20 protein-coding genes are annotated in these 24,502 nt (G+C 72.6%); 8 read left to right on the forward strand and 12 right to left on the reverse strand.

Features of this window, described 5'->3' with window-relative positions:
- Positions 1-141 precede the first annotated feature (141 nt).
- The 4 genes from L3Q65_RS12135 to L3Q65_RS12150 form a co-directional block, all read right to left on the reverse strand.
- The gene (locus tag L3Q65_RS12135; RefSeq protein WP_237599668.1) at positions 142-1,170 is read right to left on the reverse strand and encodes a lysylphosphatidylglycerol synthase domain-containing protein; all 1,029 of its coding nucleotides are present in this window, start codon (positions 1,168-1,170) and stop codon (positions 142-144) included.
- A 361-nt stretch (positions 1,171-1,531) separates the two neighbouring features.
- A complete protein-coding gene (cydD, locus tag L3Q65_RS12140; protein ID WP_237599669.1) occupies positions 1,532-4,909 on the reverse strand; it encodes a thiol reductant ABC exporter subunit CydD in 3,378 nt (1,125 codons plus the stop codon).
- Positions 4,909-5,925, reverse strand: coding sequence for a cytochrome d ubiquinol oxidase subunit II (cydB, locus tag L3Q65_RS12145; protein WP_237599670.1), 1,017 nt, complete (start codon positions 5,923-5,925; stop codon positions 4,909-4,911). Before cydB ends, cydD begins: the two co-directional genes overlap by 1 nt.
- A gap of 14 nt (positions 5,926-5,939) precedes the next feature.
- Entirely contained in the window at positions 5,940-7,334 is a 1,395-nt protein-coding gene (locus L3Q65_RS12150) for a cytochrome ubiquinol oxidase subunit I (RefSeq protein WP_237599671.1), read from the reverse strand.
- A gap of 199 nt (positions 7,335-7,533) precedes the next feature.
- Here L3Q65_RS12150 and L3Q65_RS12155 point away from each other — a divergent pair, with 199 nt between their 5' ends.
- Together L3Q65_RS12155 and L3Q65_RS12160 are read left to right on the forward strand one after the other, a co-directional pair.
- Positions 7,534-9,252, forward strand: a complete 1,719-nt coding sequence (locus L3Q65_RS12155; RefSeq protein ID WP_237599672.1) for a GAF domain-containing protein — start codon at positions 7,534-7,536, stop codon at positions 9,250-9,252.
- 93 nt (positions 9,253-9,345) lie between these two features.
- On the forward strand, positions 9,346-9,987 hold the full coding sequence (locus L3Q65_RS12160) for a response regulator transcription factor (protein WP_237599673.1): 642 nt from the start codon (positions 9,346-9,348) through the stop codon (positions 9,985-9,987).
- 5 nt (positions 9,988-9,992) lie between these two features.
- Here the strand turns inward: L3Q65_RS12160 and L3Q65_RS12165 are convergent, their stop codons facing one another.
- Positions 9,993-10,973, reverse strand: a complete 981-nt coding sequence (locus L3Q65_RS12165) for a hypothetical protein (protein ID WP_237599674.1) — start codon at positions 10,971-10,973, stop codon at positions 9,993-9,995.
- 134 nt (positions 10,974-11,107) lie between these two features.
- Here L3Q65_RS12165 and L3Q65_RS12170 point away from each other — a divergent pair, with 134 nt between their 5' ends.
- The gene (locus L3Q65_RS12170; RefSeq protein ID WP_237599675.1) at positions 11,108-12,832 is read left to right on the forward strand and encodes a GAF domain-containing sensor histidine kinase; all 1,725 of its coding nucleotides are present in this window, start codon (positions 11,108-11,110) and stop codon (positions 12,830-12,832) included.
- Here L3Q65_RS12170 and L3Q65_RS12175 read toward each other — a convergent pair.
- Positions 12,771-13,085 carry a dsRBD fold-containing protein gene (locus L3Q65_RS12175; RefSeq protein ID WP_182889485.1) on the reverse strand — a complete coding sequence of 105 codons (315 nt, stop codon included), beginning with the start codon at positions 13,083-13,085 and terminating at the stop codon, positions 12,771-12,773. The genes L3Q65_RS12170 and L3Q65_RS12175 overlap by 62 nt on opposite strands.
- A 52-nt stretch (positions 13,086-13,137) precedes the next feature.
- Positions 13,138-13,605 (reverse strand): universal stress protein, encoded by a 468-nt coding sequence (locus L3Q65_RS12180; RefSeq protein WP_237599676.1) that lies wholly within the window; start codon positions 13,603-13,605, stop codon positions 13,138-13,140.
- Between the two features lie 189 nt (positions 13,606-13,794).
- On the opposite strand from L3Q65_RS12180, the gene L3Q65_RS12185 reads away from it, so the two are divergent.
- The 4 genes from L3Q65_RS12185 (at position 13,795) to L3Q65_RS12200 (ending at position 18,344) form a co-directional block, all read left to right on the forward strand.
- On the forward strand, positions 13,795-14,790 hold the full coding sequence (locus tag L3Q65_RS12185) for a nitroreductase family protein (protein ID WP_237599677.1): 996 nt from the start codon (positions 13,795-13,797) through the stop codon (positions 14,788-14,790).
- Positions 14,787-15,686 carry an ABC transporter ATP-binding protein gene (locus L3Q65_RS12190; protein ID WP_182889482.1) on the forward strand — a complete coding sequence of 300 codons (900 nt, stop codon included), beginning with the start codon at positions 14,787-14,789 and terminating at the stop codon, positions 15,684-15,686. The genes L3Q65_RS12185 and L3Q65_RS12190 overlap by 4 nt, the downstream gene beginning before the upstream one ends.
- The gene (locus L3Q65_RS12195) at positions 15,683-17,248 is read left to right on the forward strand and encodes an ABC transporter permease (RefSeq protein ID WP_182889481.1); all 1,566 of its coding nucleotides are present in this window, start codon (positions 15,683-15,685) and stop codon (positions 17,246-17,248) included. The genes L3Q65_RS12190 and L3Q65_RS12195 overlap by 4 nt, the downstream gene beginning before the upstream one ends.
- A gap of 109 nt (positions 17,249-17,357) precedes the next feature.
- Positions 17,358-18,344, forward strand: a complete 987-nt coding sequence (locus tag L3Q65_RS12200) for a hypothetical protein (RefSeq protein ID WP_182889480.1) — start codon at positions 17,358-17,360, stop codon at positions 18,342-18,344.
- Between the two features lie 140 nt (positions 18,345-18,484).
- On the opposite strand, the gene L3Q65_RS12205 is transcribed toward L3Q65_RS12200, so the two are convergent.
- Positions 18,485-18,892 (reverse strand): HPP family protein, encoded by a 408-nt coding sequence (locus L3Q65_RS12205; RefSeq protein WP_237599678.1) that lies wholly within the window; start codon positions 18,890-18,892, stop codon positions 18,485-18,487.
- Positions 18,893-19,088: 196 nt separating this feature from the next.
- On the opposite strand from L3Q65_RS12205, the gene L3Q65_RS12210 reads away from it, so the two are divergent.
- Positions 19,089-19,688 carry a hypothetical protein gene (locus L3Q65_RS12210; RefSeq protein ID WP_237599679.1) on the forward strand — a complete coding sequence of 200 codons (600 nt, stop codon included), beginning with the start codon at positions 19,089-19,091 and terminating at the stop codon, positions 19,686-19,688.
- Positions 19,689-19,690: 2 nt separating this feature from the next.
- On the opposite strand, the gene hypE is transcribed toward L3Q65_RS12210, so the two are convergent.
- The 4 genes from hypE to hypF are packed head-to-tail and all read right to left on the reverse strand — an operon-like array spanning position 19,691 to position 24,388.
- Positions 19,691-20,737 carry a hydrogenase expression/formation protein HypE gene (gene hypE / locus L3Q65_RS12215; protein ID WP_237599680.1) on the reverse strand — a complete coding sequence of 349 codons (1,047 nt, stop codon included), beginning with the start codon at positions 20,735-20,737 and terminating at the stop codon, positions 19,691-19,693.
- Positions 20,734-21,843 carry a hydrogenase formation protein HypD gene (gene hypD / locus L3Q65_RS12220; protein WP_237599681.1) on the reverse strand — a complete coding sequence of 370 codons (1,110 nt, stop codon included), beginning with the start codon at positions 21,841-21,843 and terminating at the stop codon, positions 20,734-20,736. Before hypD ends, hypE begins: the two co-directional genes overlap by 4 nt.
- The gene (locus L3Q65_RS12225) at positions 21,840-22,100 is read right to left on the reverse strand and encodes a HypC/HybG/HupF family hydrogenase formation chaperone (RefSeq protein WP_237599682.1); all 261 of its coding nucleotides are present in this window, start codon (positions 22,098-22,100) and stop codon (positions 21,840-21,842) included. The genes hypD and L3Q65_RS12225 overlap by 4 nt, the downstream gene beginning before the upstream one ends.
- A 5-nt stretch (positions 22,101-22,105) precedes the next feature.
- A complete protein-coding gene (hypF, locus tag L3Q65_RS12230; RefSeq protein WP_220506610.1) occupies positions 22,106-24,388 on the reverse strand; it encodes a carbamoyltransferase HypF in 2,283 nt (760 codons plus the stop codon).
- Between the last annotated feature and the right edge of the window lie 114 nt (positions 24,389-24,502).

Raw genomic sequence — 24,502 nt, forward strand, 5'->3', positions numbered from 1 at the left:
CGGAAATGAGGTGGTCTCGATCGAGCCGGACAGGGCGATGGGCCGCCCCGGTGCCGACGACGCCGCGCGGCTCGGGCGAGGCCGGTTTTCGCCGCCGTGATACGCCGTGAGAGAGGTATCGCGGGGAAGACCGTCGAGGGTTCAGCGGTCGTGGTGGGCGATGACCAGGAAGGTGAGCCAACCGGCGGCAGCGGGCAGCAGCCAGCTGGCACAGCGGTAGAGCAGGACGGCGATCGCGGCTGCGGGAGCGGCCAGGCCGCCCGTCGTGAGCGCGGCCAGGAGCGCGGTCTCGGCGGGCCCCGCCCCGTTCGGGGTGAGCTGGAGCCCGATGCTCGCTTGGACAGCGAGGTAGCCGACGGCGAGGGCGGGCCACGGTACCGACTCCGCGACGGCGAGTCCGCAGCACCCGAGCGACCACAGGTCCAGCAGCCAGCTGAGTGCGGCGACCGCGGCGAAACCGGCGTACTCGCGTGCTCGCGGCCGGAGGCGGGCGATCCGGGCGAATATCCGGCCGGCTGCCCGAGCGCCGGCGACCGCCCAGGCTCGGTGCCGGACGATCGGCAGACAACGCAGGACCGACCCGATTCGCCGGGAAACCCAGGCCAGCGATGCGGGACGGCCGACCAGCCACGCGGCGGCGCCGAGCAGCAGTGTGAGGAAGCACGCCAGTCCGGCAGCCGGCCACCAGCCGAGCAATCCGTCGAATGCCAGCACGAAGGGCGCCGCCGCCAGGAGGACGGCCGCCGAAAGCGTCGCCGCGACGGTGGTCGCCCACAGCGAGAGCCCGGTGTCCACGCCGCGGCGCCGCAGCGCGGCGACCGTATAGACGGCACCTGCGGTGGCACCAGCGGACGGCACGGTCTGCGCGAACGCGTTGGCGACGAAGTTGACCGCCTCCACGGTCGTGGACCGCAGGCGGTGCCCGCCCGCGACCAGCAGCAGACGTTGCAACTCCCCATAGGCGATCAGCGAAGCCGTGCCGCTCACCACACCCATGCCGAGCCATTCCCACCGCAGCGAGGCCAGCCGCGCGCCGAGGCCGTCCGTGGTCGCCAAGGTCGGTGCCAACTGCCAGACGGCGACCCCGATCCCGGCGGCTGCCAGCACCCAGTCAGCCACCAGCCGCCAGCGCGACCGCCGCGCCGACCTCAGTGCCGTCCACAGTGTCATGGAGCCACGTTCCCTGGCCCCCGGCAGGCCGGCAAGGGCACTCGGGGCGTGCGCGGAGAGGCCGAAAGGCCTTGGCGGCAACGGGATCCGGACTCCCGCCCCGGCCGCTCAACGCCTCGCGCGCGACCTTCGCGCTCGCGCCGGGCGGCGGGAACCCGGTCAGACGCGGCGGTTTCCCTCCCGTTGTCCCGAGCGGCTGTTCAGCTCCGGACGGAGGTCGTGTTTTGAGCCAGCAGGATTCGGTGGGCTCCTGCGCGCCGAAGCCGCCCGCCACAGCCCGCACGAGACCCGCCGTCGAGGGGCGAGGTGCAGTTGTTCCCGGCGTAGTCGCTGTCCCGGCAACCGCCGGTCTGGACCTCGGTTATCCGTGCGCTGGTGAAGTGTCGTTTCGCGCTGGTTTCCTGTGGCTGGCCCGCGCTGGGATCCGGTACTCCGCCACCCCGGGAAACTCTCCCGGCCGATGGGTCGCGATCAGCGCGGACCGGTCCCGGGTCGCCGCGAGGACGTCGTTCGCCAAAGCTTTCGCCGTCGGCGCGTCGAGGTGAGCGGTGGGTTCGTCGAGGATCAGGATCGGGCGCGCGGACAGCAGTGCCCGCGCGATGCCGATGCGCTGGCGTTCCCCGCCGGACACCGGCGTTCCGTGCAGGCCGAGCGCGGTGTCGAGGCCTTCGGGCAGGCCGGCGAGCCACGGGCCGAGCTGGGCCAGCTCCAATGCTGCCCGGACCTCGTCGTCGGACGCGCCGGGACGGGCGAGGCGCAGGTTTTCGCGCAGCGTGCTGTCGAACAGGTGGGTTTCGGTGCCGCACCAAGCGATCTGGGCGCGGACGGCGTCGCTGGGGAAGCCGCGGGTTTCGGTGCCGTCGAGGAGGATCTTGCCGGAAGCCGGGTCCAGGTAGCGCATCAGGGCGGCGACGACGGTGCTCTTGCCCGCGCCGGACGGGCCGGTGAGCATGAGCCGTGCGCGGTGGCCGACGGAGAAATCGGCGTCGTGCACGGCGTCGCTCCGGGAGCCGGGCCAGCGGACAGACAGGTGCGCCGCGGCGAGCTTGCCGGCTGTGCGAACGGGGTGCGGGCTGGCCGGTTCGCTGGCCGGGGCGGACATCGCGGCGAGCGCGGCGAGCCGTCGTGCGGCAGTGTGGGAACCGAGAAGCCGTTGTGCGGACTCGGGAAGCCCGGCGACGAGTTCGGCGGTCGCGAGCGGAGTCAGGGCGAGCACGGCGAGGGCGGGACCGGAAAGCGTCCCGGCTCGCACGGCCAGGATGCCCAGCACGAGACACGCGACGGCGGCGAAACCCACGCCCAGCACCGCGATCCCGCTGCCGAGGCCGCGGCGGGCGGCGGATCGCCGGGCGGCGGCGGTGGCGCGGGCGTCGAGGTCGCGCAGCGCGGCGTGCCTCGGGCGGGCGGCGTCGAACGCGATGAGGTCGGCCGACGCCTGCAGCAGTTCCACGGTGCGGGCGCTGAGTTCTGCGCGCAGCCGCGTGGTGTCGCGTTCGGCCCGTCGGGCGGCGAGTGCGGTGACCGCCGGGGCGACGATCGCGGCGAGCACGAAGCCCGTTGCGGCGGCGAGGCCGGCAGCAGGGAGGATGAAGCCGAGGGTCGCCGCGGTGGCGGCGAGCACGGCGAAAGTGGCGGTGCCGGGCACGAGGCCGCGCACCACGAGGTCCTGCTGACTGTCTACATCGGACACAAGGCGGTGCAGCAGATCGCCGCGGCGCAGGCGGGCGGTGACCGCGGGGCCGATCCGTACCAGGCGGGTCCACACGCGCACGCGGAGTTCGGTGAGCACGCGCAGGGCGACGTCGTGGGTGAGCAGCCGCTCGACGTAGCGGAGAACGCCCTTCGCCAGTCCGAAAGCACGGACGGCGACGATCGCGACCATCAGGCTCAGCACCGGCGGATGCAGCGCGGCGGTCGCGATGAGCCACGAAGAGGTGGCGGTGAGCGCGACGCCGCAGCCGAGCGCCGCGGTGGCGACGAGACAGGCCAGTGCCAGGCGCAGCCGGTGCGGACGCAGCGCGGCCAGCAGCGGGCGCCACGTCCCGGGCGGACTGTCCGGTTCGGATTCGACGGGTGCGGCGGCCGGCGCGACGGCGGCGGAAGGCGCCGCAGCGGGTGGGGCGGCGGCCGGGGAGGCAGGCGCGGGCACGGTCACGACGCGGTCGCACAGGGCGAGCACGGCGGGGTGGTGGGTGACCACGATCGCCGTTCGCCCGCCCAGCACCGCCGGCAGGCGGTCGAGGATTGCCGCCTCGGTTTCGGAATCGACCCCTTCCGTCGGTTCGTCGAGCAGCAGCAGCGGCCGGTCGAGCAGGATCGCCCTGGCCAGCGCGACGCGCCGGATCTGGCCGGTGGAGAGCCCGGCTCCGAGTTCGCCGACGGTCGTGTCGAGCGGGATGTCGAGCGCGGCGGCGGTGGCGGCCGCGCGGACGTCGGCGGCGCTCGCGTGCGAGGAGCCGAGGCGGATGTTCTCCGAGACGGTCCCGGCGAGCAGGTGCGGCCGTTGCGGGACCCAGGAGATCCCGCGGCGCCAGCTCGCCTTGCCGAGGCTGGCGAGATCGGTTCCTCCCGCGAGCACCCGGCCGCGGTCCGGGCCGCGCCAGGCCAGCAGCAGGTCCAGCAGCGTCGATTTTCCCGCCCCGCTGGGGCCGACGATCCCGACGACCTCCCCGGGTGCGACCGTCAGCGAGAAGCCGTCGAGGATCGGCCCGGACCGGCCGTCCACGGTGACGTTTTTCAGGCACAGCACGTCGTGGGCGGGCGCCGGGGTCGCCGACGCGCGTTCAGGGGCTTCCTCGGTGAGCGCCACGATCTCCGCCGCGGCGGCGAGTCCTTCGGCGCTGTCGTGGAAGCGGGCGCCGACCGCCCGGAGCGGGAGATAGACCTCCGGGGCGAGGATCAGCACGACGAGCGCGGTGCGCAGGTCGAGATCCCCGGCCAGCAGCCGCAATCCGATCGACACGGCGACCACCGCGACCGACAGCGTGGCGAGCAGTTCCAGCGCGAGCGCGGAGAGGAATGCCACGCGCAGTGTCCGCATGGTCTGCGTCCGGTAGCGTTCGCAGATCTCCCGGAGCGTCGCCCGCTGCGCGCGGGCCCGGCCGAACGCGGTCAGGGTCGCCAGCCCGGCGACGAGGTCGAGAAAGTGGTCGCCCAGCACGGAAAGCGTGCGCCATTGCCTTCGGACGTCCCGTTGGGTGAACAGTCCGATGAGGATCATGAAGGCAGGGATCAGCGGCACGGTGAGCGCGACGATCAGCGCCGCGGTCCAGTCGGCGAAGAGAATGCGGGCGCCGACCACGGCGGGCACGGTCGCGGCGACGAGCAATTGCGGGAGATAGCGGGCGAAGTAGCCGTCTAGGCGGTCGACGCCGCGGGTGGCCAGTGCGGCGATCTCGGCCGGGGAGCGCGTGGCGGCCCGGGGTCCGGCGCGCAGCGCGGCTCCGACGACCGCGTCGCGCAGTTGCGACAGCGCTTTCGCCGACGCCCGGTGCGCGGCCGTTTCGGACAGCCACGCGACACCGGCGCGTGCGAGTACCACCCCGGCCAGCAGCGCGACCGGGACGGCGAGCACAGACAGCGCCGCGCCGTCGAGGAAAGCTCGCGAAATGCTGCTTGCCAGCAGTTCCGCCTGCGCCAGAACCAGCAGCGCGCTCAGCCCGCCGAGGGCGGCGCAGCCGGCGATGAACGGCCGCACCGCGCTCGCGAGCCGCAGCAGCCGAGGATCGAGCGGCCGCATCAGCGCGCGCTCGGGAGCCCGGCGCCGGCCGGGATGGAGTGCCGCCCGACCCGCTTGCGAAACACCCAGTACGTCCAGGCTTGATAGGCCAGCACGACCGGGGTGAAGGCGACCGCGACCCAGGACATGATCTGCAGTGTGTAGTGCGTGGAGGACGCGTTGGCCGTGGTGAGGCTGAACGCCGGGTCCGTGGTCGAGGGCAGGACCGCCGGGTACAGCGACCAGAAGAGCGTCGCGGTGATCCCGACGATGGCCAATGCGGTGCAGAGGAAGGAAAGCCCGTCGCGTCCGCCCGTGCCGAGCAGGATCCCGGCCGCGAGCGACACCGCTGCCGCCGCGGCGAAGACCCAGGTCCACCCGCCGTGGTCGAGGGCGGTCCAGGCGAGGAACCCGCCGCCGCAGAGCACCGCGGCCGAACCGAGCGGCGCGATGAGCGACCGGGCGCGGTCGCGCACCTGCCCGGTGGTCTTGAGGGCGAGGAACACCGTGCCGTGCAAGGCGAACACGGAGAGTGTCGCGAGCCCGCCGAGGAGCGCGTACGGGTTGAGAAGCGTGAAGAACGAGCCGGTGAAATGGTGCTGGGCGTCGAGCGGCACTCCGTGCACGATGTTGCCGAACGCGACGCCCCACAGCAGGGCGGGCACGGCCGAGCCGATCGTGATGACCCAGTCCCAGGTGCCGCGCCAGCGCGCGCTGTCGATCTTCCCGCGGAATTCGAAGGCGACGCCGCGTCCGATCAGCGCCACCAGGATCACCAGCAGCGCCAGGTAGAAGCCGGAGAACAGGCTCGCGTACCAGAGCGGGAAGGCGGCGAAGGTCGCGCCGCCCGCGACGAGCAGCCAGACCTCGTTGCCGTCCCAGACCGGGCCGATGGTGTTGACCAGCACCCGGCGGTCGGTGTCGTCGCGGCCGAGCACGCGCAGCAGGATTCCGACGCCGAAGTCGAATCCTTCGAGGACGAAGTAGCCGGTCCACAGGACCGCGATGAGCAGGAACCAGAGGTCGGTGAGGGTCATGTCGTCGCTCCGGCTCAGTAGGCGAAGGCCGCGGGGCGCGGCTCGTCGGATTCGGGGGCGTCCGGGACCGCGGGCGGCGGCCCGGCTTTGGCGTAGCGGACCATCAGCACGCCGTCGACGACCGCGAGCACTCCGTAGAGGACGGTGAAGACGATCAGCGAAGCGAGCACGCTCCCGGCGGGAACGGCCGGGGAGACCGAATCGGCGGTCTTGAGCACGCCGAACACCGACCACGGCTGCCTGCCCATCTCGGTGAAGATCCAGCCGACGCTGTTGGCCAGGAAGGGAAACGACAGCGCGAGCGTCGCCGCCGGGTAGAACCAGCGGGCGCGGGGGAGCCTGCCCCGGCGGAGCATCCACAGCCCGGCTGCCGACAGCAGCAGGCACAGGAACCCGAAGCCGATCATCAGCCGGAACGTCCAATAGGTCACCGGGATGTCGGGCCGGTAGTCGCCGGGACCGTACTTCTGCTCGGCCGCGGCCTGCAGATTGTTGATGCCCTCGACCTGGCCGTCGAACCGCCCGGTCGCCATGAACGACAGCACGCCCGGGACGCGGATGCTGAACTTCTCCTGCGAACCGTCGAGCGAGCCGACGGTGAACAGGGAGAACGACGCGGGCGAGACGGTGTCGTAGAGCGCTTCGGCGGCAGCCATCTTCATCGGCTGCTGCTGGGTCATGAGCCGGGCCTGGAGATCGCCGGTGACGATCACGCCCAGGCTGGCGACGAGCACGGTGACGAGGGCGAGTTTCATCGACGGCCGGAAGACCTCGGTGTCGCGCTTCTTCCTGAGCTGCCAGGCGCTGATGCCGGCGACGAACATGCCGCCGGTGAGGAAACAGGCGGTGATGGTGTGCGCGAACGCGCCGAGCGCGGTCGAGTTGGCCAGCACCGCGCCGAAGTCCTTCAGCTCCGCGCGCCCGGTCGCCGGGTTCACCGCGGAGCCGACCGGATGCTGCATCCACGAGTTCGCGGCGAGGATGAAGTACGCCGACAGCACGGTTCCGATCGACGCGAGCCAGATCGTGGCCAGGTGCAGCTTCTTCGGCAGCCGGTCCCAGCCGAAGATCCACAGGCCGAGGAACGTCGATTCGAGGAAGAACGCCAGCAGCCCCTCGATCGCCAGCGGCGCGCCGAAGATGTCGCCCACGAAGCTGCTGTAGTCCGACCAGTTCATGCCGAACTGGAACTCCTGGACGATGCCGGTCACCACGCCCATGGCGAAGTTGATCAGGAACAGCTTGCCCCAGAACTTCGTCATCCGCCGCCAGCGCTCGTCGCCGGTGCGGACCCACGCGGTCTGCATGCCCGCGACGAGGAACGACAGTCCGATGGTGAGCGGGACGAAGAGGAAGTGGTAGACGGTCGTGATCCCGAACTGCCACCGCGCCAGGTCGAGGGCGTTCATGCGGGCCTCCAGCTCGCTCCGGGAAAGGTCGTCGTGAGCATCCGGCGCGCGGGGCGGCCGGGAAGAGGGTCCTTGGTCATCTCCCGGGCGGCCGCAGGGCACTTCGGCGGCGCTTGACGGTGTTTCCGGGAGCCGGGAGACTGAATCGGCGCCTGTGGTGCCAGGCAACGGAACGCGCATCCGACGGGCAGGAGCGAGGGTGAGCCAGCGGGACGCACCGGAGCAGGCCGGGCTGACGTTCCCCGACCAGCCGAGGATGGAGCTCGACCAGCTGCTGGCCCAGCTGGTCGAACGGGCGCAGGAAGTCATGGCCACGCAGGGCAGGCTGCGGGGCCTGCTGCGCGCGACCCAGGCCATCACGACCGGGCTCGCGCTGCCGTCGTTGCTCCGGCGCATCGTGGAGGCCGCCAGGGAGCTCGTCGGGGCGCGGTACGCGGCGCTGGGCGTGATCGGGCCGGACGGGCGGCTGACCGAGTTCGTGCACACCGGGATGGACCCGGACGCGGTCGAGCAAATCGGCGGGCTGCCCGAGGGCAAGGGCCTGCTCGGCGCGGTGATCGAGGACCCGCGTCCGATCCGGCTGACCCGGCTGCAGGACGATCCCCGCTCAGCCGGGTTCCCCGAGGGGCATCCGCCGATGACGAGCTTCCTCGGCGTGCCGATCCAGGCGCGCGGCGAGGTCTTCGGCAACCTCTACTTCACCGATGGCGAGCGCGGTCCGTTCAGCGCCGAGGACGAGCAGCTGGCGCTCGCGCTCGCTGCGGCGGCGGGCAGCGCGATCGAGAACGCGCGGCTGTACGAAACGGCGCGGAGCCAGCAGGAATGGCTGCGCGCGTCCGCGGCCCTGACCCGGGAACTGCTGTCGGCCGAGGCGGTGGATCCGCTGGATCGCGTCGTCGACTACTTGCGGGAACTGGCCACCGCGGACTTCGTCGCGGTGTTCTTGCGGTCCGACGAGGAAGGAAGCGTCCGGATCGGACGCGTGGCCGGTTCCGGCGCGGACGACCTGACCGAACAGGAACTGACCGCACAGTCCGCTGTGGTCGGCGCGGTGCTCGCGAGCGGCGAGGCGAGACTCGGTTCGTGGCCGGACGACCCGGCGCGAGGACTCATGCCGTCCGGTGTGGACCTGAACCTCGACGCGGTGCTGCTGGTCCCGTTCGCCGGAGAGGGGCAAGAGCGCGCGGTGCTCGCGGCCGCCCGGGTGCGCGGCCGCGCGGCGTTCAGCGACGACGACGTGCAGATGGCGGCCTGGTTCGCTGACCAGGCGGCAGTGGCGGTCGAGCTGGCGCTTGCCCGCGCCGAACGCGAGGCCGCGGCGCTGCACGACGAACGGGACCGGATCGCGGCCGGACTGCAGCGCGAGATCCTGGAGCGGCTGTACACCACCGGGTTGTCGCTCCAGACCACGGCCGGGCTCGCGCGGTCGCCGGTCGTCGCCACGCGCTTGCGAGAGACCATTTCCGAGCTCGACGACATCATCGCGCAGGCGCACAGCACGGTCTTCCAGCCGGGCGACGGCCCGCCGCGGTCCCCGGAGCCGGTCCGCGACCAGGTCCTGCGGGTGCTGGCCGAAGCCGGGGAAGCGCTGGGTTTCCCGGTGTCCACGCAGCTGACCGGGAAGCTCGAGGAGGTGCGGTCCGACGCGGTGGTGCCGTTCCTCGACGAAGCGCTGCGGCTGGTCGCCCGGCACGCGGCGGCCGAGGCGGTGGAGGTCGGGATCCAGGCGGAACCCGCGCGGACGACGGTGTCCGTCTCGTACGAAGGCGGTGGCGACCTCGCCGGGTCCGCCGCGGCGGAACTGTCCGCGCTGGCGGAGCAGGCGATCCGCCGCGGCGGGACGCTGACAGTGGCGGGCGATTCCCGGCTGGTCTGGTCGGTGCCGGTGGCGGCAACGGGTTTTTCGGCCGCGGATTGAGGACTTTCGGCACCCTCCGAGGAGGACTCCAGGTCGTACGCTCGGTTTCCGGCCGCGCGGCGCACAGCCGCGCCATAAGTAGGAGAAGGACCGATGTTGCGGGTTTTTCTGGTGGACGATCACGAGGTGGTCCGGCGCGGGGTCGCCGACCTGCTTGACGAGGACGACCGGATCACGGTGGTCGGCCAGGCGGGCAACGTTTCGCAGGCGCTGGCCCGGATCCCGGCGCTGCGGCCGGACGTCGCGGTGCTCGACGTGCGGCTGCCCGACGGCAACGGCATCGAACTGGCCCGCGAGCTGCGATCCCGGCTGCCCGAGCTGAAGTGCCTGATGCTCACGTCCTACACCGACGAACAGGCGATGCTGGACGCGGTCATGGCCGGAGCCAGCGGCTACGTGATCAAGGACATCAAAGGTCTCGACCTCGTGTCGGCGGTGCTGGAAGTGGGGTCGGGCAAGTCGCTGCTGGACGCGCACGCGGCGGCCGCGCTGATGGCGAACCTGCGCGACAGCGCGGAGAAGCAGCGCGGCCCGCTGGCGAAACTGTCCGATCAGGAACGCACGCTGCTGGGGCTGATCGGGGAGGGCTTGACGAACCGGCAGATCTCCGAGCGGATGTTCCTCGCCGAGAAGACGGTCAAGAACTATGTCTCCCGGCTGCTGACGAAGCTCGGCATGGAACGGCGCACGCAGGCCGCGGTGCTCGCCACGGAACTGCGGGGCCAGCAGAAGTAAGAAGGTCACGCGCTGAGCGGCGGCGGGTCGAACAGGACGTCCTCCAGCGCCCGGCGCGGGGTCCAGGCGACCGGCGTGCCGTAGCCGAGGCGCAGCACGATCTGCGGCCAGAGCCCGCCGCCGAGCAGATCCCGGAGCCGGGCGCGGATCGCCGGGACCTCGACCGGCTGGGAGATGAACGAGGCGTCGATCCCGTCGGCGGTGGCGGTCAGCAGGACGCGCTGCATGGCCTGCCCGGCGCGGAGCCGGTCGATCGGCTGGTCGGCGAAGGTGCCGATCACGACGACCGTCGGCGTCGCGCCCGGAGCGCGGGTGCCGTCGCCGAAATCGCGCAAAACCCAGGCGTCGTCCGCGGCGGTTTCGCCGCCGGCGGCGAAGGGAACGCCGTCCCGGTGGTCCCGGCCGCGTCCGGTCCAGCGCTGCCATTCGGCGAGGAACGCGGGGTCGTTCATCTGGACGCGGTGGCTTTCGCGGACCAGTTCCTTGAGGCCGGCGAGCTGGTCCGCGTCGAGCTGCGGCATCCAGGCGTGCTCGACCTCGGCGGCGTGGCGCAGGGATCCGATGGCGTCGGCTGGGACCGGTTTCGCGGTGAACGGCGTGCGGTTGGTGTGCCTGCGCGGGATGGCCTTGGCGAGAACGGCCAGTCTGCGGTCGACGGTGGCGGCGGCTCGCGGCCGCACGACGGCCAGCAGGTCGGGGTCGCTGCGCCGGGGCAGCAGCGTCGTGACCGGTTGGACGCCGGTCGCGTGGATCGCGGTGCGCAGGTTGAACAGCGCGGCTCCGCAGGAGAGCAGCAGTTCGCGCCGGTCGGGGTCGGCGACGGGCAGGGTGCGGTCGGCGTCCGCGTGCAGTTCGATGCCTGCCGGGCCGCTGCTGAACAGCCAGGGCTGGGTGTTGTGCGTGGACGGCGCCAAAGTAGCGGAGCGCAGCACCGACGTCACTTGGTCGGCGCTGAGCTGGCCCGCGGGTGCCACGTTGAGGCTCATTGTTCTCCCATACCGCGAAAAGCGGCACACTGTGTCGTACGTAGTCGTTCCCGCCAGCATGCGTCCGCTGCGCGGGGAGTGCACAGGGGCGAAAGTCATCTGTCCGGGGCGCACGAGCGGCGAAAGCGGGACTGATGCCGGAAACCGGGGAGGGCGGCCTCAGGCTGTCCCGGACGTTGTCGCAGCTGCGGTTGCGGGAGACGTTGCGTGATCTGCAGGAGCGGATCGAGGTGTTGATCGGCACCCGGGACAAAATGGACGGCCTCCTCGAGGCGGTGCTCGCGGTCGCGTCGGGACTGGAGCTGGACGCGACGTTGCGGCGGATCGTGCAGGCGGCGGTGGAGCTGGTCGAAGCCCGGTACGGCGCGCTGGGAGTGCTCGGCGATGGCGGCGGGCCGCTCGCGGAGTTCGTGTACCTGGGCATCGACGAGGCGACCCGGCGGAAGATCGGGCCGTTGCCCGAGGGCCATGGCCTGCTGGGGCTGGTGATCGACGACGCGAAGCCGTTGCGGCTGGAGGAGATTTCGGCGCATCCGGCGTCGGTGGGTTTTCCGGCGAACCATCCGCCGATGCATTCGTTCCTCGGGGTTCCGGTGCGGGTCCGCGACGAGGTGTTCGGGAACCTCTATCTCACGGAGAAGCGGGACGGCGAGGCGTTCACCGACGACGACGAGGTGATCGTGCAGGCGCTGGCCGCGGCGGCGGGGATCGCGATCGAGAACGCGCATCTCTACGAGCAGGCGCAGGCGCGGCAGCGCTGGCTCGGTGCGACCAGCGAAATCACGACGGAACTGCTCGGCGGCACGGATCCGGTGGACGCGCTGGAACTGATCGCGGGCCGTGCGCTGGAGCTGACCGGTTCCGACCTCACGATGCTCGCCCTTCCCGGCTCGGGCCGGCTGGGCGACGAGGAGGAGTGGGAGACCGATCCCGCCGAGCTGACCGTGACGGTGTGCTCGGGCAACGGCTCCGACGAACTCGGCGGGGTTCGGATGGACGTGGCCGGGACCGTTCCGGGCTTGGTCTTTCGGGATCGCACCCCGCGGCGGGTGACGGAGCTGACCTTGTCCGAGGACCGCAGCTGCGGTCCGGCGCTGGTGGTGCCGTTGCGGGCGGGTGATCACACGTCGGGGGTGTTGATCGCGGTGCGGGATCCGGGGTCGGCGTTGTTCGAGACGGCGCAGTTGCCGGTGCTGGCGTCGTTCGCGGATCAGGCGGCGCTGGCGTTGCAGCTGGCGGCGCAGCAGCGGGCGGCGCGGGAGCGGGACGTGTTGTCGGATCGGGACCGGATCGCGCGGGATCTGCACGATCACGTGATCCAGCGGTTGTTCGCGGTGGGGTTGTCGATGCAGAGCACGCAGCGGCGGGCGAAGACGCCGGAGCTGCGGCGGCGGTTGCAGGAGAGCATCGATCAGATGCACGAGATCGTGCGGGAGATCCGGACGGCGATTTTCGATCTGCACGGCGGCGCGGCGGGCGGGGTGCGGTTGCGGAACCGGTTGCACGACGCGATCGCGGAGCTGACCGACGACGCGCCGCTGCATCCGGCGGTCAGCATGGCGGGTCCGCTCGACGCGGTGCCCGCCCAGCTGGCCGAGCACGTGGAAGCCGTGGTGCGGGAGGCGGTCAGCAACGCCGTCCGGCACGCCGGAGCGGCCACGCTGACCGTCTCGGTGGCGGCTCGGGACGACGCCGTGCGCGTCACGGTCGAGGACGACGGGAAAGGACTGCCGGAGGAAGTTTCGCCCAGCGGGCTGGGGAATCTGCGGGATCGAGCGGAGTCGGCCGGCGGCGCCTTCACTCTCGAATCGCGACCCGGGGGCGGCGTTCGGCTGGACTGGTCGGCGCCGCTGAGCTGAGCCTGTCGGCGGCGGCGTCCACGTCGTCCGCGACAGTCTCCAGCAGGCCACGGGTGAGGTCGCACAGGGCGCGTCCGGCCGCGAGATAACCGGCTACGTGCGCGAGCCCGGGCACCTCGGCCGCGCGGTGGGCCAGACCGGTGCCGGCGAATTCGTCCCCGGCACCGGTACGCAGGACGGCTCGGGCGCGGGTGCGCCGCGCGGTCTCGTCGAACGCGATCGCGAGGGTCCACCGCTGCGAGGTCTCGGTCATGCCAGCTGCGTTCCGGGCTCGCCGCCGTTCGGCCGCGTGGCCGGGCCGGTGCTCACTCCGCCGCGGCCGGGGTCAGCCGGCGCGCCGCCTCCGGCGTGATCACCACGACCGGACACCGCGAATACCGCACGCATTCCCGGGAAACGCTGCCCAGCAGCAATTCGCGAGCCAGCCCGGTGCCGTGCGCGCCGACCACCAGCAGATCCGCGTCGGTGGACGCGGTCACCAGTTCCGTCGCCGGGTCGCCGTGCGGAGTGGCGACCGAGATTTCCGGAGCGTCCGGGAACTCCCGCCGGATGGTCGCGATGCGCTGGTACGGAGGAAATTGCCCGGCAGGACGCCTGCCGTGCGGCTGGAAAGCCAGTGACGTCCCGGGAAGGAGCGCTTCCGAGGGACGGACCGCGATGGCGCGCACCCGGTCTCCGGGCTGTGCGGCGATCCGCAACGCCCAGCGCAGGGCTGCGTCGCCGTGCGGCGAGCCGTCGACTCCGACGACGATGAGACGGCCGGGAAGGTTCATGTGCCTGCCCCTTTCTCTGGGCTACCGCCGATCGTGCGGCGAGGAACCCGCGCCGGAACAGGGCCGGAGGTCATCGCTGTGCACGGGGACGTCTGCGGTCCCCGCGATGACTTTCGGCCCCAGCACCGCGCGCCGGGGGCGGTCAGCATGAACGGGCCGGGGCGACGGATCCCGGCTCCGGGAGTGATCATGAAGACCTCGGCGACCGCAGACCTCGCCCCGTTCGAAACGGCCGCGCTCGTCCGCGCGGTCAGCCGCGCCCCCTCGGTGCACAACAGCCAGCCCTGGCGGCTCAGGGTCCGCGGCGCCGACGTCGACCTCGTCGAGCGCGCTGACGTGGTGCTGCCGTGGCACGACCCCGAGGGCCGGGACCGGTTGCTCTCGTGCGGAGCCGCGCTCGCCAATCTGCAACTGGCGGCGCAGGCGCTCCGCCGCGAGATCAGCACCTCGTTCCCGTCCGACGGCGACGTGGCCGCGACGGTCCACACCAGACCCGGCGGCGCCCCGGCTCTCGCGGAGCTGGCGCGCTACTACGCGATCGGCCGCCGCCGCAGCTACCGCCGCGAGTTCGCGCCGGGGCGAATACGCGACGAAGACCTGGCGGAACTGCTCGACGCGGTCGGAGAGCCGACGGTGCGGGCGGTGGTGCCCCCGCACGTCGAAACCCTCGCGGAGCTGCTCGGCTTCGCGACCCGGGTATTCCGCGCCGACACCGCCTACCAGCGAGAACTGGACGCCTGGACCGCGCACACCTTCGGCCGTCGCGCACTGGGCGCCGTCGACGGAGTTCCGGAGGCAGCACTCGGCGACGCGCCGCTGCCCGCCGCGGGCCTCGTCCGCCGGACCACCCCGGTTCCCGACGACGTCCGGCTGGCCGAACGGCTCGCCGCGGAGACGCTCATCGTGTTCTGCACGGACGATGACACGAGACGCGCGCACCTCGCCGCGGGCGTCGCGCTCCAGCGGGTCTGGCTGGAGGCGACCGTGCACGGCCTGGCCGGATCCGTCCTCACCCAGCCGCTGCACCTGGCCGGATTCCGGGAACACGTCGTGGCCCGCCTCGGCCTTCCCGGGCTGCCGCAGGCGATTTTCCGTTGCGGGCAACCGGTTTCGGCGGCACCGCCGTCGCCTCGGCTGCCGCTGAGCGACCTGCTCGTCCAGGACGTCCCCGGAGGGCCGCGATGAGCAAGATCATCGAAATTTCTGGACTGTACAAGGCTTTCGGCCGTACTCGCGCGCTGTCCGGACTGGACTTCAGCGTCGAAGCCGGGGAGGTGCACGGTTTCCTCGGCCCGAACGGAGCGGGCAAAACCACCACCTTGCGGCTGCTGCTCGGGCTGGTGCGCGCGGACGCGGGCCGGATGAGCCTGTTCGGCGGCGACCCGTGGCGGGACGCGGTGGCCCTGCATCGACGGCTGGCCTACGTCCCGGGAGAGGTCGCGCTGTGGCCGAACCTCACCGGCGGCGAGACGATCGACCTGCTCGGCCGGTTGCGCGGCGGCACGGATCCGGTGCGCCGGGCGCGTTATCTGGAGCTTTTCGAGCTGGACCCGGCGGTCCGGGTGCGGGCGTATTCGAAGGGCAACCGGCAGAAGATCGCCGTGATCGCGGCTCTCGCCGCCGATGCCGAACTGCTCATGCTGGACGAACCGACGGCGGGACTCGACCCGCTGATGGCCGAACAGTTCCGGCAATGCGTGCGCGAGGAGCGCTCGCGCGGCCGGACCGTCCTGCTGTCCAGCCATGTCCTCGCCGAGGCCGAGGCGCTGTGCGACCGGGTGAGCATCCTGCGCGCCGGAAAGGTCGTCGACACCGGGAGCCTCGACCAATTGCGCCACCTGACCCGGACTTCGCTGACCGTGCGGATGACGGAGCCGGCAACCGGGCTCGCCCGGCTCGCGGGCGTCCACGACCTCACCGCCGAGGACGGGCTGGTGCACCTGAGCGTCGACAACACCGCGCTGAGCGGCGTGCTCGCGGAACTGGGCGCACGGGGCGTGCGGAGCCTCGTCAGCCGCCCGCCGACGTTGGAAGAACTCTTCCTGCGGCACTACCGCGAACCGGAATCGGTGTCCGCGTGAACTCCGCGGCGGGAGCCGGCGCGCTGCTCCGGCTCGCCCTTCGCCGGGACCGGGTGCGGCTCCCGGTGTGGATCGTGGTGTCCGCAGCGATGACCGCAGCCGCGGCGGCGGCGACCGCGGGCGTGTATCCGACCGACGAGGCCCGCCGCGCGGCCGTGGCGAGCATCAACGCCGTGCCCGCACTGGTCGCGCTGTACGGCCCGATCGCCGAGCCGACCGCGGGAGCGGCCGCCGTCTTCAAGCTGACGGCTTCCGGCGCCGCGCTGGTCGCCCTCCTGACGGCGCTCACCGCGGTCCGGCACACCCGGGCGGAGGAAGAGACCGGCCGGTGGGAGTTGCTGCGCGGGGCGGCGACCGGGCGGCACGCGGGACTCGCGGCGGCGGGCGCGATGCTGGTGCTGACAGCGTTCGGGCTCGGCGCGGGCGCGACGGCCGGGCTCGCGGCGGCGGGGCTTCCGTTCGGGGGCTCGCTGGCGTTCGGGCTCGGCTGGGCGGGCGCGGGCCTCGTCTTCGGCGCGCTGGCCGGGCTCGCGGCGCAGGTCGCGCGGGGCGGCCGGACCGCAACGGAAATCACGGTCCTCGCGCTCGTCGTCGCCTACCTGCTGCGCGCCGCGGGCGACGCGACCGGTCCGCGGTGGCTGTCGTGGCTTTCGCCGATCGGCTGGGCAAGCCTGCTGCGGCCGTTCGCGGGCGACCGGTGGTGGCTGCTGGCGTTTCCGCTCGCAGCGTCCCTGCTGCTCGGATTCGCGGCGTTCGCGGTCTCCCGGCACCGGGACCTCGGCGCGGGTCTGCTCGCCGTCCGCTCCGGCGCGACGCGGGCCGGGCGGCTGCTGTCCGGCCCGGCCGGGCTGGCCTGGCGGCTCGACCGCGGCGCCGTGGCGTCCTGGACGCTCGCGTTCGCTGTGCTGGGACTCGTGGTCGGCAATCTCGCCGATTCCCTGGGCACTTTCTTCTCCACCGCACAGGCCCGGCAGCTGATCGCCGCGCTCGGCGGGGAGCAGGCGCTGACCGACGCGTTCCTCGCGGCCGAGTTCGGAGTGTCCGGCGTGCTCGTGTCCGCACTCGCGATCGTCCTCGTCGGACGGTTGCGGACCGAGGAGTCGAGCGGCCGGGCGGCCGCGGTGCTGGCCGGTCCGGTCGCCCGGGCGCGGCTGGTCGGCGGTGCGGTTTCGGTCACCGTCGCGGCCACCGCCGCGCCGTTGCTCGCCGCCGGGGCGACCGCGGGCCTCGCGCACGGCGACGTGTCGCGGCTGGTCGGCGCCGCCGTCGTCCAGCTGCCCGGGGTGTGGGTGCTCACCGGGTTGGCGCTCGCGGTGTTCGGGGCGTTCCCGCGGGCGGGCTGGCTGTCCTGGGCGGCGCTGGCCGCGTTCCTGGTCCTCGGCGAGTTCGGCCCGCTGTTCCACGCACCCGGCTGGGCGCTGGGGATCTCGCCGTTCTCCCACGTCCCGCACGTCCCGGGCGGCGTCGTCGACATCGGGCCGCTGCTCTGGCTCGCCGCCGTCGCGGCGCTGCTCGGCGGGGCGGGGTTCGCCGCCTTCGGCCGCCGCGACCTGATCGCGTGACCGAGCGGGTGAGGGCCGTTGGTCCTTCGAATTCGGGACGGGCTCCGCTACTTCGGAAGCCTGTCGCGAGCGAGGCTCGTTGCAGTGCCCCACTGACCCGGAGACCGCGATGAACGTATTCCTGCCGCTAGTCGTCGACCAAGCGCTCGCCGCCGCCGTGCGCGCGCCGTCCCCGCAGAACACCCAGCCGTGGCGGTTCGTCGTCGACGGGCCCCGGATCGAGGTGTGGCTGGACCGGGACCGCGTCCTCCCGGTCGCCGACCCGGCCGGGCGCGAGGCGCGCCTGTCCTGCGGCGCGGCGGTGTGCAATCTGATGCTCACCCTGCGGGTCAACGGCGTGCGCAGCCGGGTGCGGATCGTCCCGGACGCGGCCGACCGGGATCTGCTGGCGGTGGTCTCGATCGAGGGGAACATCCGTCCGTCCACTGTGGATCGAAAGCTGGCCGAAGCGGTTTTCCGGCGGCACACCAACCGGCGTCCGCTGTCCGACCGGGCGGTGCCGGTGGCCGCGCGGGCGCTGTTGCGCTCGGCCGCGCTGGGCGAGGGCGGCCAGCTCGAATTCCTGGACGCTTCGGGCCGGTACTCGCAGGTGTCGGCGCTCATCCGGCGTGCGGAGACCGAACAGGACACGGACCCGGCATTCCGTGCGGAGGCGGCGAAATGGACGGGCCGGGAACTGGATTCCCCGGACGGAGTGCCCACCGCCGCGTTCGGGCCGCCGGCCGACGTGCCGGGAGTGGTTTCGCTGCGCTCGGCGCATGAGAACCAGTCGATCCCGCCGCGGCAGTTCGAGCAGGACCCGGTGCTGGCCGCGGTGCTGACCCGCGACCAGGGCACGGCCGCCGAGGTCCGGGGCGGGATGATCATGGAACGCGTGCTGCTGACCGCGACCGCGGAAGGGCTCGCGACGTCGTTCCTGTCGCAGCCGTTCGAGGCCCGGTCCACGCGGGCGCAGTTGCTGGAGGCGTTTCGCGGGCTCGGGCAGGTGCACACGCTGCTGCGCATCGGGTACGGGCTTCCGACCCGGCTGACCGCACGGCGGCCCGCTGCGGAGGTGACAACGGTGCGGAGTGCGCCGGTGGCGCCGGCGCTGTGAGGAATCGGCCCAGCGCGGCTCTTCGCTTTCGCTGAGGTCCGTGAAGGGCTCCTTGCGGGAACCAGATTCCGGCAAGGAGCCCTTCACGGACGTTCGCGGTGCTGGACCGCGCTGATCGACCCGCGCGGTAACGGATTCGCTCAGGACGCCCCGGCAGCGGGAAGCACTCGCAGCACGTCCCGCAGCGTGACCATGCCGACGAGAACTCCGTCGTCCAGCACCGGGAGCGAGCGGATCCCCGCCTCGGTCATCCGGCGCGCCAGTTCGCCGCACTCCAGGTCCGCGGCGGCGCCCAGCGCCGGGCACCGCATGACCGCCCCCGCCGTGCGGTGCCCGCTGATCATCGCGCCGGCGTCCGGGTCCGCGTCCCCGGGAATTCCCGCGCGGACCACGTCTTCTTCGGTCAGCAGGCCCAGCAGCCGCCCGCTGCTGTCGACGACCGGCAGGGCGGTGAACCCGTGCCTCGCCATCAGTTCGCCTGCCTCGGGCAGCGGCACCGAGGGGGTCACCGCGATCACCGGCGTGGTCATGATGTCACGCGCGTGCATGGGAGTCTCCGTTCGTCGCGCCTGCTTCGACGATCACCCCGAAACCCCGGTGCGCCAAGGGTATTTGGTCCCTGCCGCAGTGCCCTCCGAAGCGGGTCCCGCGGCCCGCGCGTGCGGGCGCAATTCCTCTTCGGACGAGGCGGCCTCCCGGCGATGCTGAAACAGAACCCGCGAAGCCTCACGGAAGGGGCGCGAGATGAAGGCGTCGGCAGACCGCGTCGTGCGGTATTGGCACATGCTCGTCCCCGGGCGCGGTTCGGTGGCCCGGCCCTCGGACCGGTTCCAGTCCGGTCTTCTTCTCGTGGCGATTCTGGTCGCACTGGCCGCGATTCCGTTCGCGGCGGCAGCGGGCTCCGAGCTCTACGCGACCCAGAAACCCGTTTCGGCCGAGCAGGTGGCGCAGCGCAGCAAGGCGACCGCCGTGCTGCTGGCGGACGGCCCGGCGACCACCGTGAGCGGGCGCAGCGGTGTCGTCGCGAATTCGGCCCCGACGGACGCGGTCTGGCAGGCCCCGGACGGCTCGCGCCGGGTCGGCAAGGTGGCCGCCGACGAGGGTTCGCAGCGCGGCGACCAGATCTCGATCTGGGTGGACCGGGCCGGGAATCCGGTGCCGCCGCCGCTGACCGCCGCGGCCGTGCTGGTCGACGCGGTGTGCGCGGCGGTGGGGCTGTGGGTGTCGGTGTGCTTGCTGCTGGCCGCGGTGTGCGGCGGAACGGTGTTCGCGCTGAGCCGGCGCCGGCTGGCCGAATGGCAGCGCGAATGGGATGCGGAGCAGGAAAAGCGCACTCATCCGTGAGGTCAGCAGATGCGCGGGAGCTGTTCGCCGATGAGCAGGTCGACGATGCGGGTCGAGCCGACGAGAGTGCGGGCGACGACGGGCGCGGGTCCTCCGGAGGGGCGGAGGAACCCGATCGCCCGTGCGTCGCGTCCGGCCGGATGGCCGTGCATCGCGGCGAGGATCGCGTCCGCGGAGCCGGGGGCGACGAAGGCCACGAGGCAGCCTTCGTTCGCGACATGCAACGGATCGAGCCCCAGCAGTTCGCACGCCGCGGCGACCGGGGCGGGCACCGGGATGTCCGCTTCGGCGATCTCGACGGTGACGTCGGAGGCTTCAGCCAGCTCGTTGAGCGCGGAGGCGAGACCGCCCCGGGTGGGGTCGCGCAGCGCGTGCACGTCCGGTCCGCCGGTCTCGATCATGGCGGCGACGAGCCCGTGCAGCGGCCGGCTGTCGGAGCGGATGCCGGATTCGAATTCGAGTCCCTCGCGGACGCTGAGAATCGCGGTGCCGTGTGCTCCGATCGGCCCGGACAGCAGCACGACGTCTCCGGGCTTCCCTCCGGACGCACTGGGAACGGCTCCGGGAAGCAGTTCGCCGATCCCCGTGGTCGTGAGATAGCAGCCGTCGGCGGCGCCATGGCTGACGACCTTGGTGTCGCCGGTGACCACGCGGACGCCGCAGCCGCTCGCGGCCGCCGCGACCGAAGCGGTGATCGCGCGCAACTCTGCTTGCGGCAAGCCTTCTTCGAGGATGTAGGCGAGCGTGAGCGCGATCGGGCGGGCGCCGCGCATCGCGAGGTCGTTGACCGTGCCGTGCACGGCGAGCGAGCCGATGTCGCCGCCCGGGAAGAACCGGGGCGTGACCACGAATCCGTCCGTGCTGACCACCAGGTCGCGGCCCACCAGCGCGGCGTCCTCGAGCGGGCCGGGCTCGCCGAGTTCGCAGGTGATCGCGGCGGCCAGCAGGTCGGCTGACAGCCGCCCGCCGGAGCCGTGGCCGAGCAGTACGCGTTCGGTCTCGGCGGCGGGCGCGGGGCACGAACGGCGGTCCGGGTCGATGGTCGTCATCGCGGTACCTCCACAGTGGACCGGCGCCGTCCGGCGTGGTGGAACGCCGCGCACGTTCCTTCCGCGGAGACCATCGGCGCGCCGAGCGGGGAGAGCGGGGTGCAGCGGGTGCCGTAGGCGGAACAGTCGGTGGGCGCCGCGGTGCCGCGAAGGATCTGCCCGGCGATGCAGTCGGGGTGTTCGACGGCATGGGTTTCGCCGCCGGGAAAGCGTTCCTCGGCGTCGTAGGCGGCGAAAGCGGGGGTGAGCGCCAGCCCGCTCGCGGGAATCGGGCCGATTCCGCGCCAGGTTCTTTCGGTCACCCGGAAAACCTGCCGGACGGCGTCTTGGGCCGCGGTGTTGCCGCCGCGGCGGACCGCGCGCGCATACTGGTTTTCGACCGTCGCGCGGCCGGTTTCGAGCTGCCGCACCGCGAGGACGATGCCTTCGAGCAGATCGAGCGGTTCGAAGCCGGTCACCACTATCGGCACACCGTACCGCTGCGCGATCGGCTCGTATTCCGTCCAGCCCATCACCGCGCACACGTGCCCGGCGGCGAGGAAGGCCTGCACCTGGTTGTCCGGCGCGTCGAGGATCGCGGTGATCGCAGGCGGCACCAGGACGTGGCTGACCAGCACGGAAAAATTGACCACGCCGGTCACGGCGGCGTGCAGGACCGCCATCGCGTTGGCAGGCGCGGTGGTCTCGAACCCGACGGCGAAGAACACCACCTCGCGATCCGGGTTGTCCCTTGCGATCGCCACCGCGTCGAGCGGGGTGTACACTACCCGCACGTCGCCGCCCCTTGCCTTGACCCCGAGCAGGTCGCCGGCCGTGCCGGGCACCCGCAGCATGTCGCCGTAGCTGGTGAAGATCACGTCCGGGCGCGCGGCGAGGGCGACGGCCTTGTCGATGGTCGCCAGCGGGGTCACGCAGACCGGGCAGCCGGGTCCGTGGATCATCCGCATCCCGGACGGCAGCAGTTCGTCGATGCCCTGGCGGACCAGCGTGTGCGTCTGCCCGCCGCACGTTTCCATGATCGCCCACGGCCGGGTCGCGGCCGCCCGCAGTTCGGCCAGCAGCTTCCGGGCCAGCACCGGATCGCGGTATTCGTCGAGGTATTTCACCGGGCGGCCTCCGGTCCGAGTTCGCTTTCCAGCGCCTCGGGGATCGCGCGGAGCACCGCCAGGGTCTTCGCGGCCTCCGCCTCGTCGACCCGGCTGATCGCGAACCCGACGTGCACGATCACGTAGTCGCCGACGCCGGCTTCCGGGGCGTAGGCCAGGCACACCGGCCGCCGCACGCCGTCGAAGTCGACCGTGCCCATGCGCGGTGCCAGGCCTTCGGCCACCTCGACGATCCGGCCGGGAATCCCGAGGCACATCGGACTCACCTCCCGTTCATCCGGGCGCAGGCGACCGCCGCCTGGCCGTAGCTGATGCCGCCGTCGTTCATCGGGACGCGCTCGCCGGCGAGCGCACGCAGCCCCGCACGAGCGAGCCCGGCGAGGACGCGAGCGGTCAGCAGGCTGTTCTGGAACACCCCGCCGCCAAGGCAGACGACTTCGGCGCCCCATGCGGCCGCGGCCTTCGCGGCGATGGCGACGACAACCTCGGCCACCGTGCGATGGAACCTCGCGGCGACCTCGCCGACCGGCGAGTCCGATGCGGACCGCAACGCGTCGCACAAGGTGGGCACTGGGTCGTAGACCCAGAGGCCGTCCTGCTCGTGCAGTGCCCAGTCCAGCGGGGCGCTGGCGTCGTGGCCCGTCGCGGCCGCTTCGAGCCGGACGGCGGCTTCGCCTTCGTAGCTGTTGTCGTCGCAGAGGCCGAGGAACGCGCTCATCGCGTCGAAAAGCCGGCCCGCGCTGGAAGCGCGGGGGCAGTTGAAGTTGCGCGCCACCGTGGCCCGGACGACAGACCGCTCCTGATCGTCCACTCTGGACAGGAGGGCGGCGGCGAGGCGTTCCGGGATCGGCGAGCCGAACGATTCGGCCCCGTAGAGGTAGCCCAAGGCCATCCGGGCCGGGCGGCGCACCGCGGCGGTCCCGCCGGGCATCGGAGCGGTGGCGAACCGGCCGAACCGCTGGAAGTCCTGGTGCCGGGCGAGGAGGACTTCGCCGCCCCAGAACGTGCCGTCGGTGCCGAGTCCGAGCCCGTCGAGCGCGATCCCGACGAACGGTTCGGTCACGCCGTGCTCAGCGGCGGTCGCCGCGACGTGCGCGTGGTGGTGCTGCACCGCGATGCGGCGGCTTTCGGGCCAGCGACGGGCGTACTGCGTGGACAAGTAGCCGGGATGCAGGTCGTGCGCGCACCATTCCGGTGCGGTTCGGTGCCACCGGAGAAGATCCCCGGCGGTGCGCTTGAACGCGGTGAACGTCTCGGCGTTCTCGAGGTCGCCGGTGTGCGGCCCGAGATGGGCCAGCCCGTCGCGGGCCAGCGTGCACGTGTGCTTCAGCTGGGCCCCGAGCGCGAGCACCGGTTCCGGCGTGGCGAAGGGCAGGGGCAATGCCGTCGGCGCGTAACCGCGCGCCCGGCGGACGAGGCTGGTGCGGCCGTGTTTGGCGCGGGCGACGGAATCGTCGTAGCGGGACCAGATCGGCCGGTCGTGGCCGAGGATGCCGTCGCAGATCGGGCCGAGCGTCGTGAACGCGTCGGCGTCGTCGGCGACGATCGGGCCGCCGGAGCGGTTGCCGCTGGTCACCACGAGGGGCCGGGACAGTTCGGCCAGCAGGAGATGGTGCAGCGGTGTCGTCGCGAGGAACACGCCGACCTCGGCGAGCCCGGGTGCGATTCCCTCGGCGAGCGGAGCACCGGGGCGGCGGGGGAGCAGCACGATGGGCGCTTCGGCCGACGTCAGCAGTTCCGCCGCTTTCTTGTCCACAGCGGACAGCCGGCGGGCTCCGGCGACGCCGTCGGCGAGCACCGCGAGAGGCTTGGCCGGGCGTGCTTTGCCCTGACGGAGCCGCTGGATCGCGGATTCGTCGGCGGCGTCGCACACCAGCTGGTAGCCGCCGAGCCCTTTCACCGCGACGATTCCGCCGTCGGCGAGCACGGCGCACGCGGCGGCGAGGGCGTTCTCGCCGCGGGTCGCCGACCACGACAGCCGGGGCCCGCAGTCCGGGCAGGCGATCGGTTCGGCGTGGAAGCGCCGGTCGGCCGGATCCTGGTATTCGGCCGCGCACGCCGCGCACAGCGGGAACGAGCGCATCGAGGTGCTGGCCCGGTCGTAGGGCAGCCGCCGGAGGATGGTCGCCCGCGGGCCGCACGCGGTGCAGGACAGGAAGGGGTAGCGGTGCCTGCGGTCGGCCGGGTCGAACAGCTCGCGGACGCAGTCCGGGCAGGTCGCCAGGTCCGGGGGCACCTCGCCGCCCTGGCCCGCGGTGCTCGGCGCGATGCGGAATCCGCGGGCCAGCCGGTCGCGGGAGGGCAGGCCGGTCACGTCGACCCCGGTGACGCTGGCGTTCGGCGGCGCGCTGGACGTCAGCCTCGGGAGGAAGTCGCCGATCCGGTTGCCCGCCAAGCGGATCACGACACAGCCGCCGGCGTTGCGCACGTCGCCGTCGAGTCCCAGTTCGGTGGCCAGCCGGTGGACGAAGGGCCGGAATCCGACGCCCTGCACGGTGCCCCGGACATCGATCCGCACCCGGCTGCCGATCCAGTCGTCCGCCATGCCGCCTCCCGCCGCGCGCTCCGGGCGTCACGGTCTCGCGGGGACGGCCGCGGCGGACAGGGGCAGGAAGCATCCGGCGAAGTGCCTTTGGTCCCTTGATCGGGTTCACCGGTG

This window comes from Amycolatopsis sp. FU40 (genome assembly GCF_021903635.1).
GTDB lineage: Bacteria > Actinomycetota > Actinomycetes > Mycobacteriales > Pseudonocardiaceae > Amycolatopsis > Amycolatopsis dendrobii.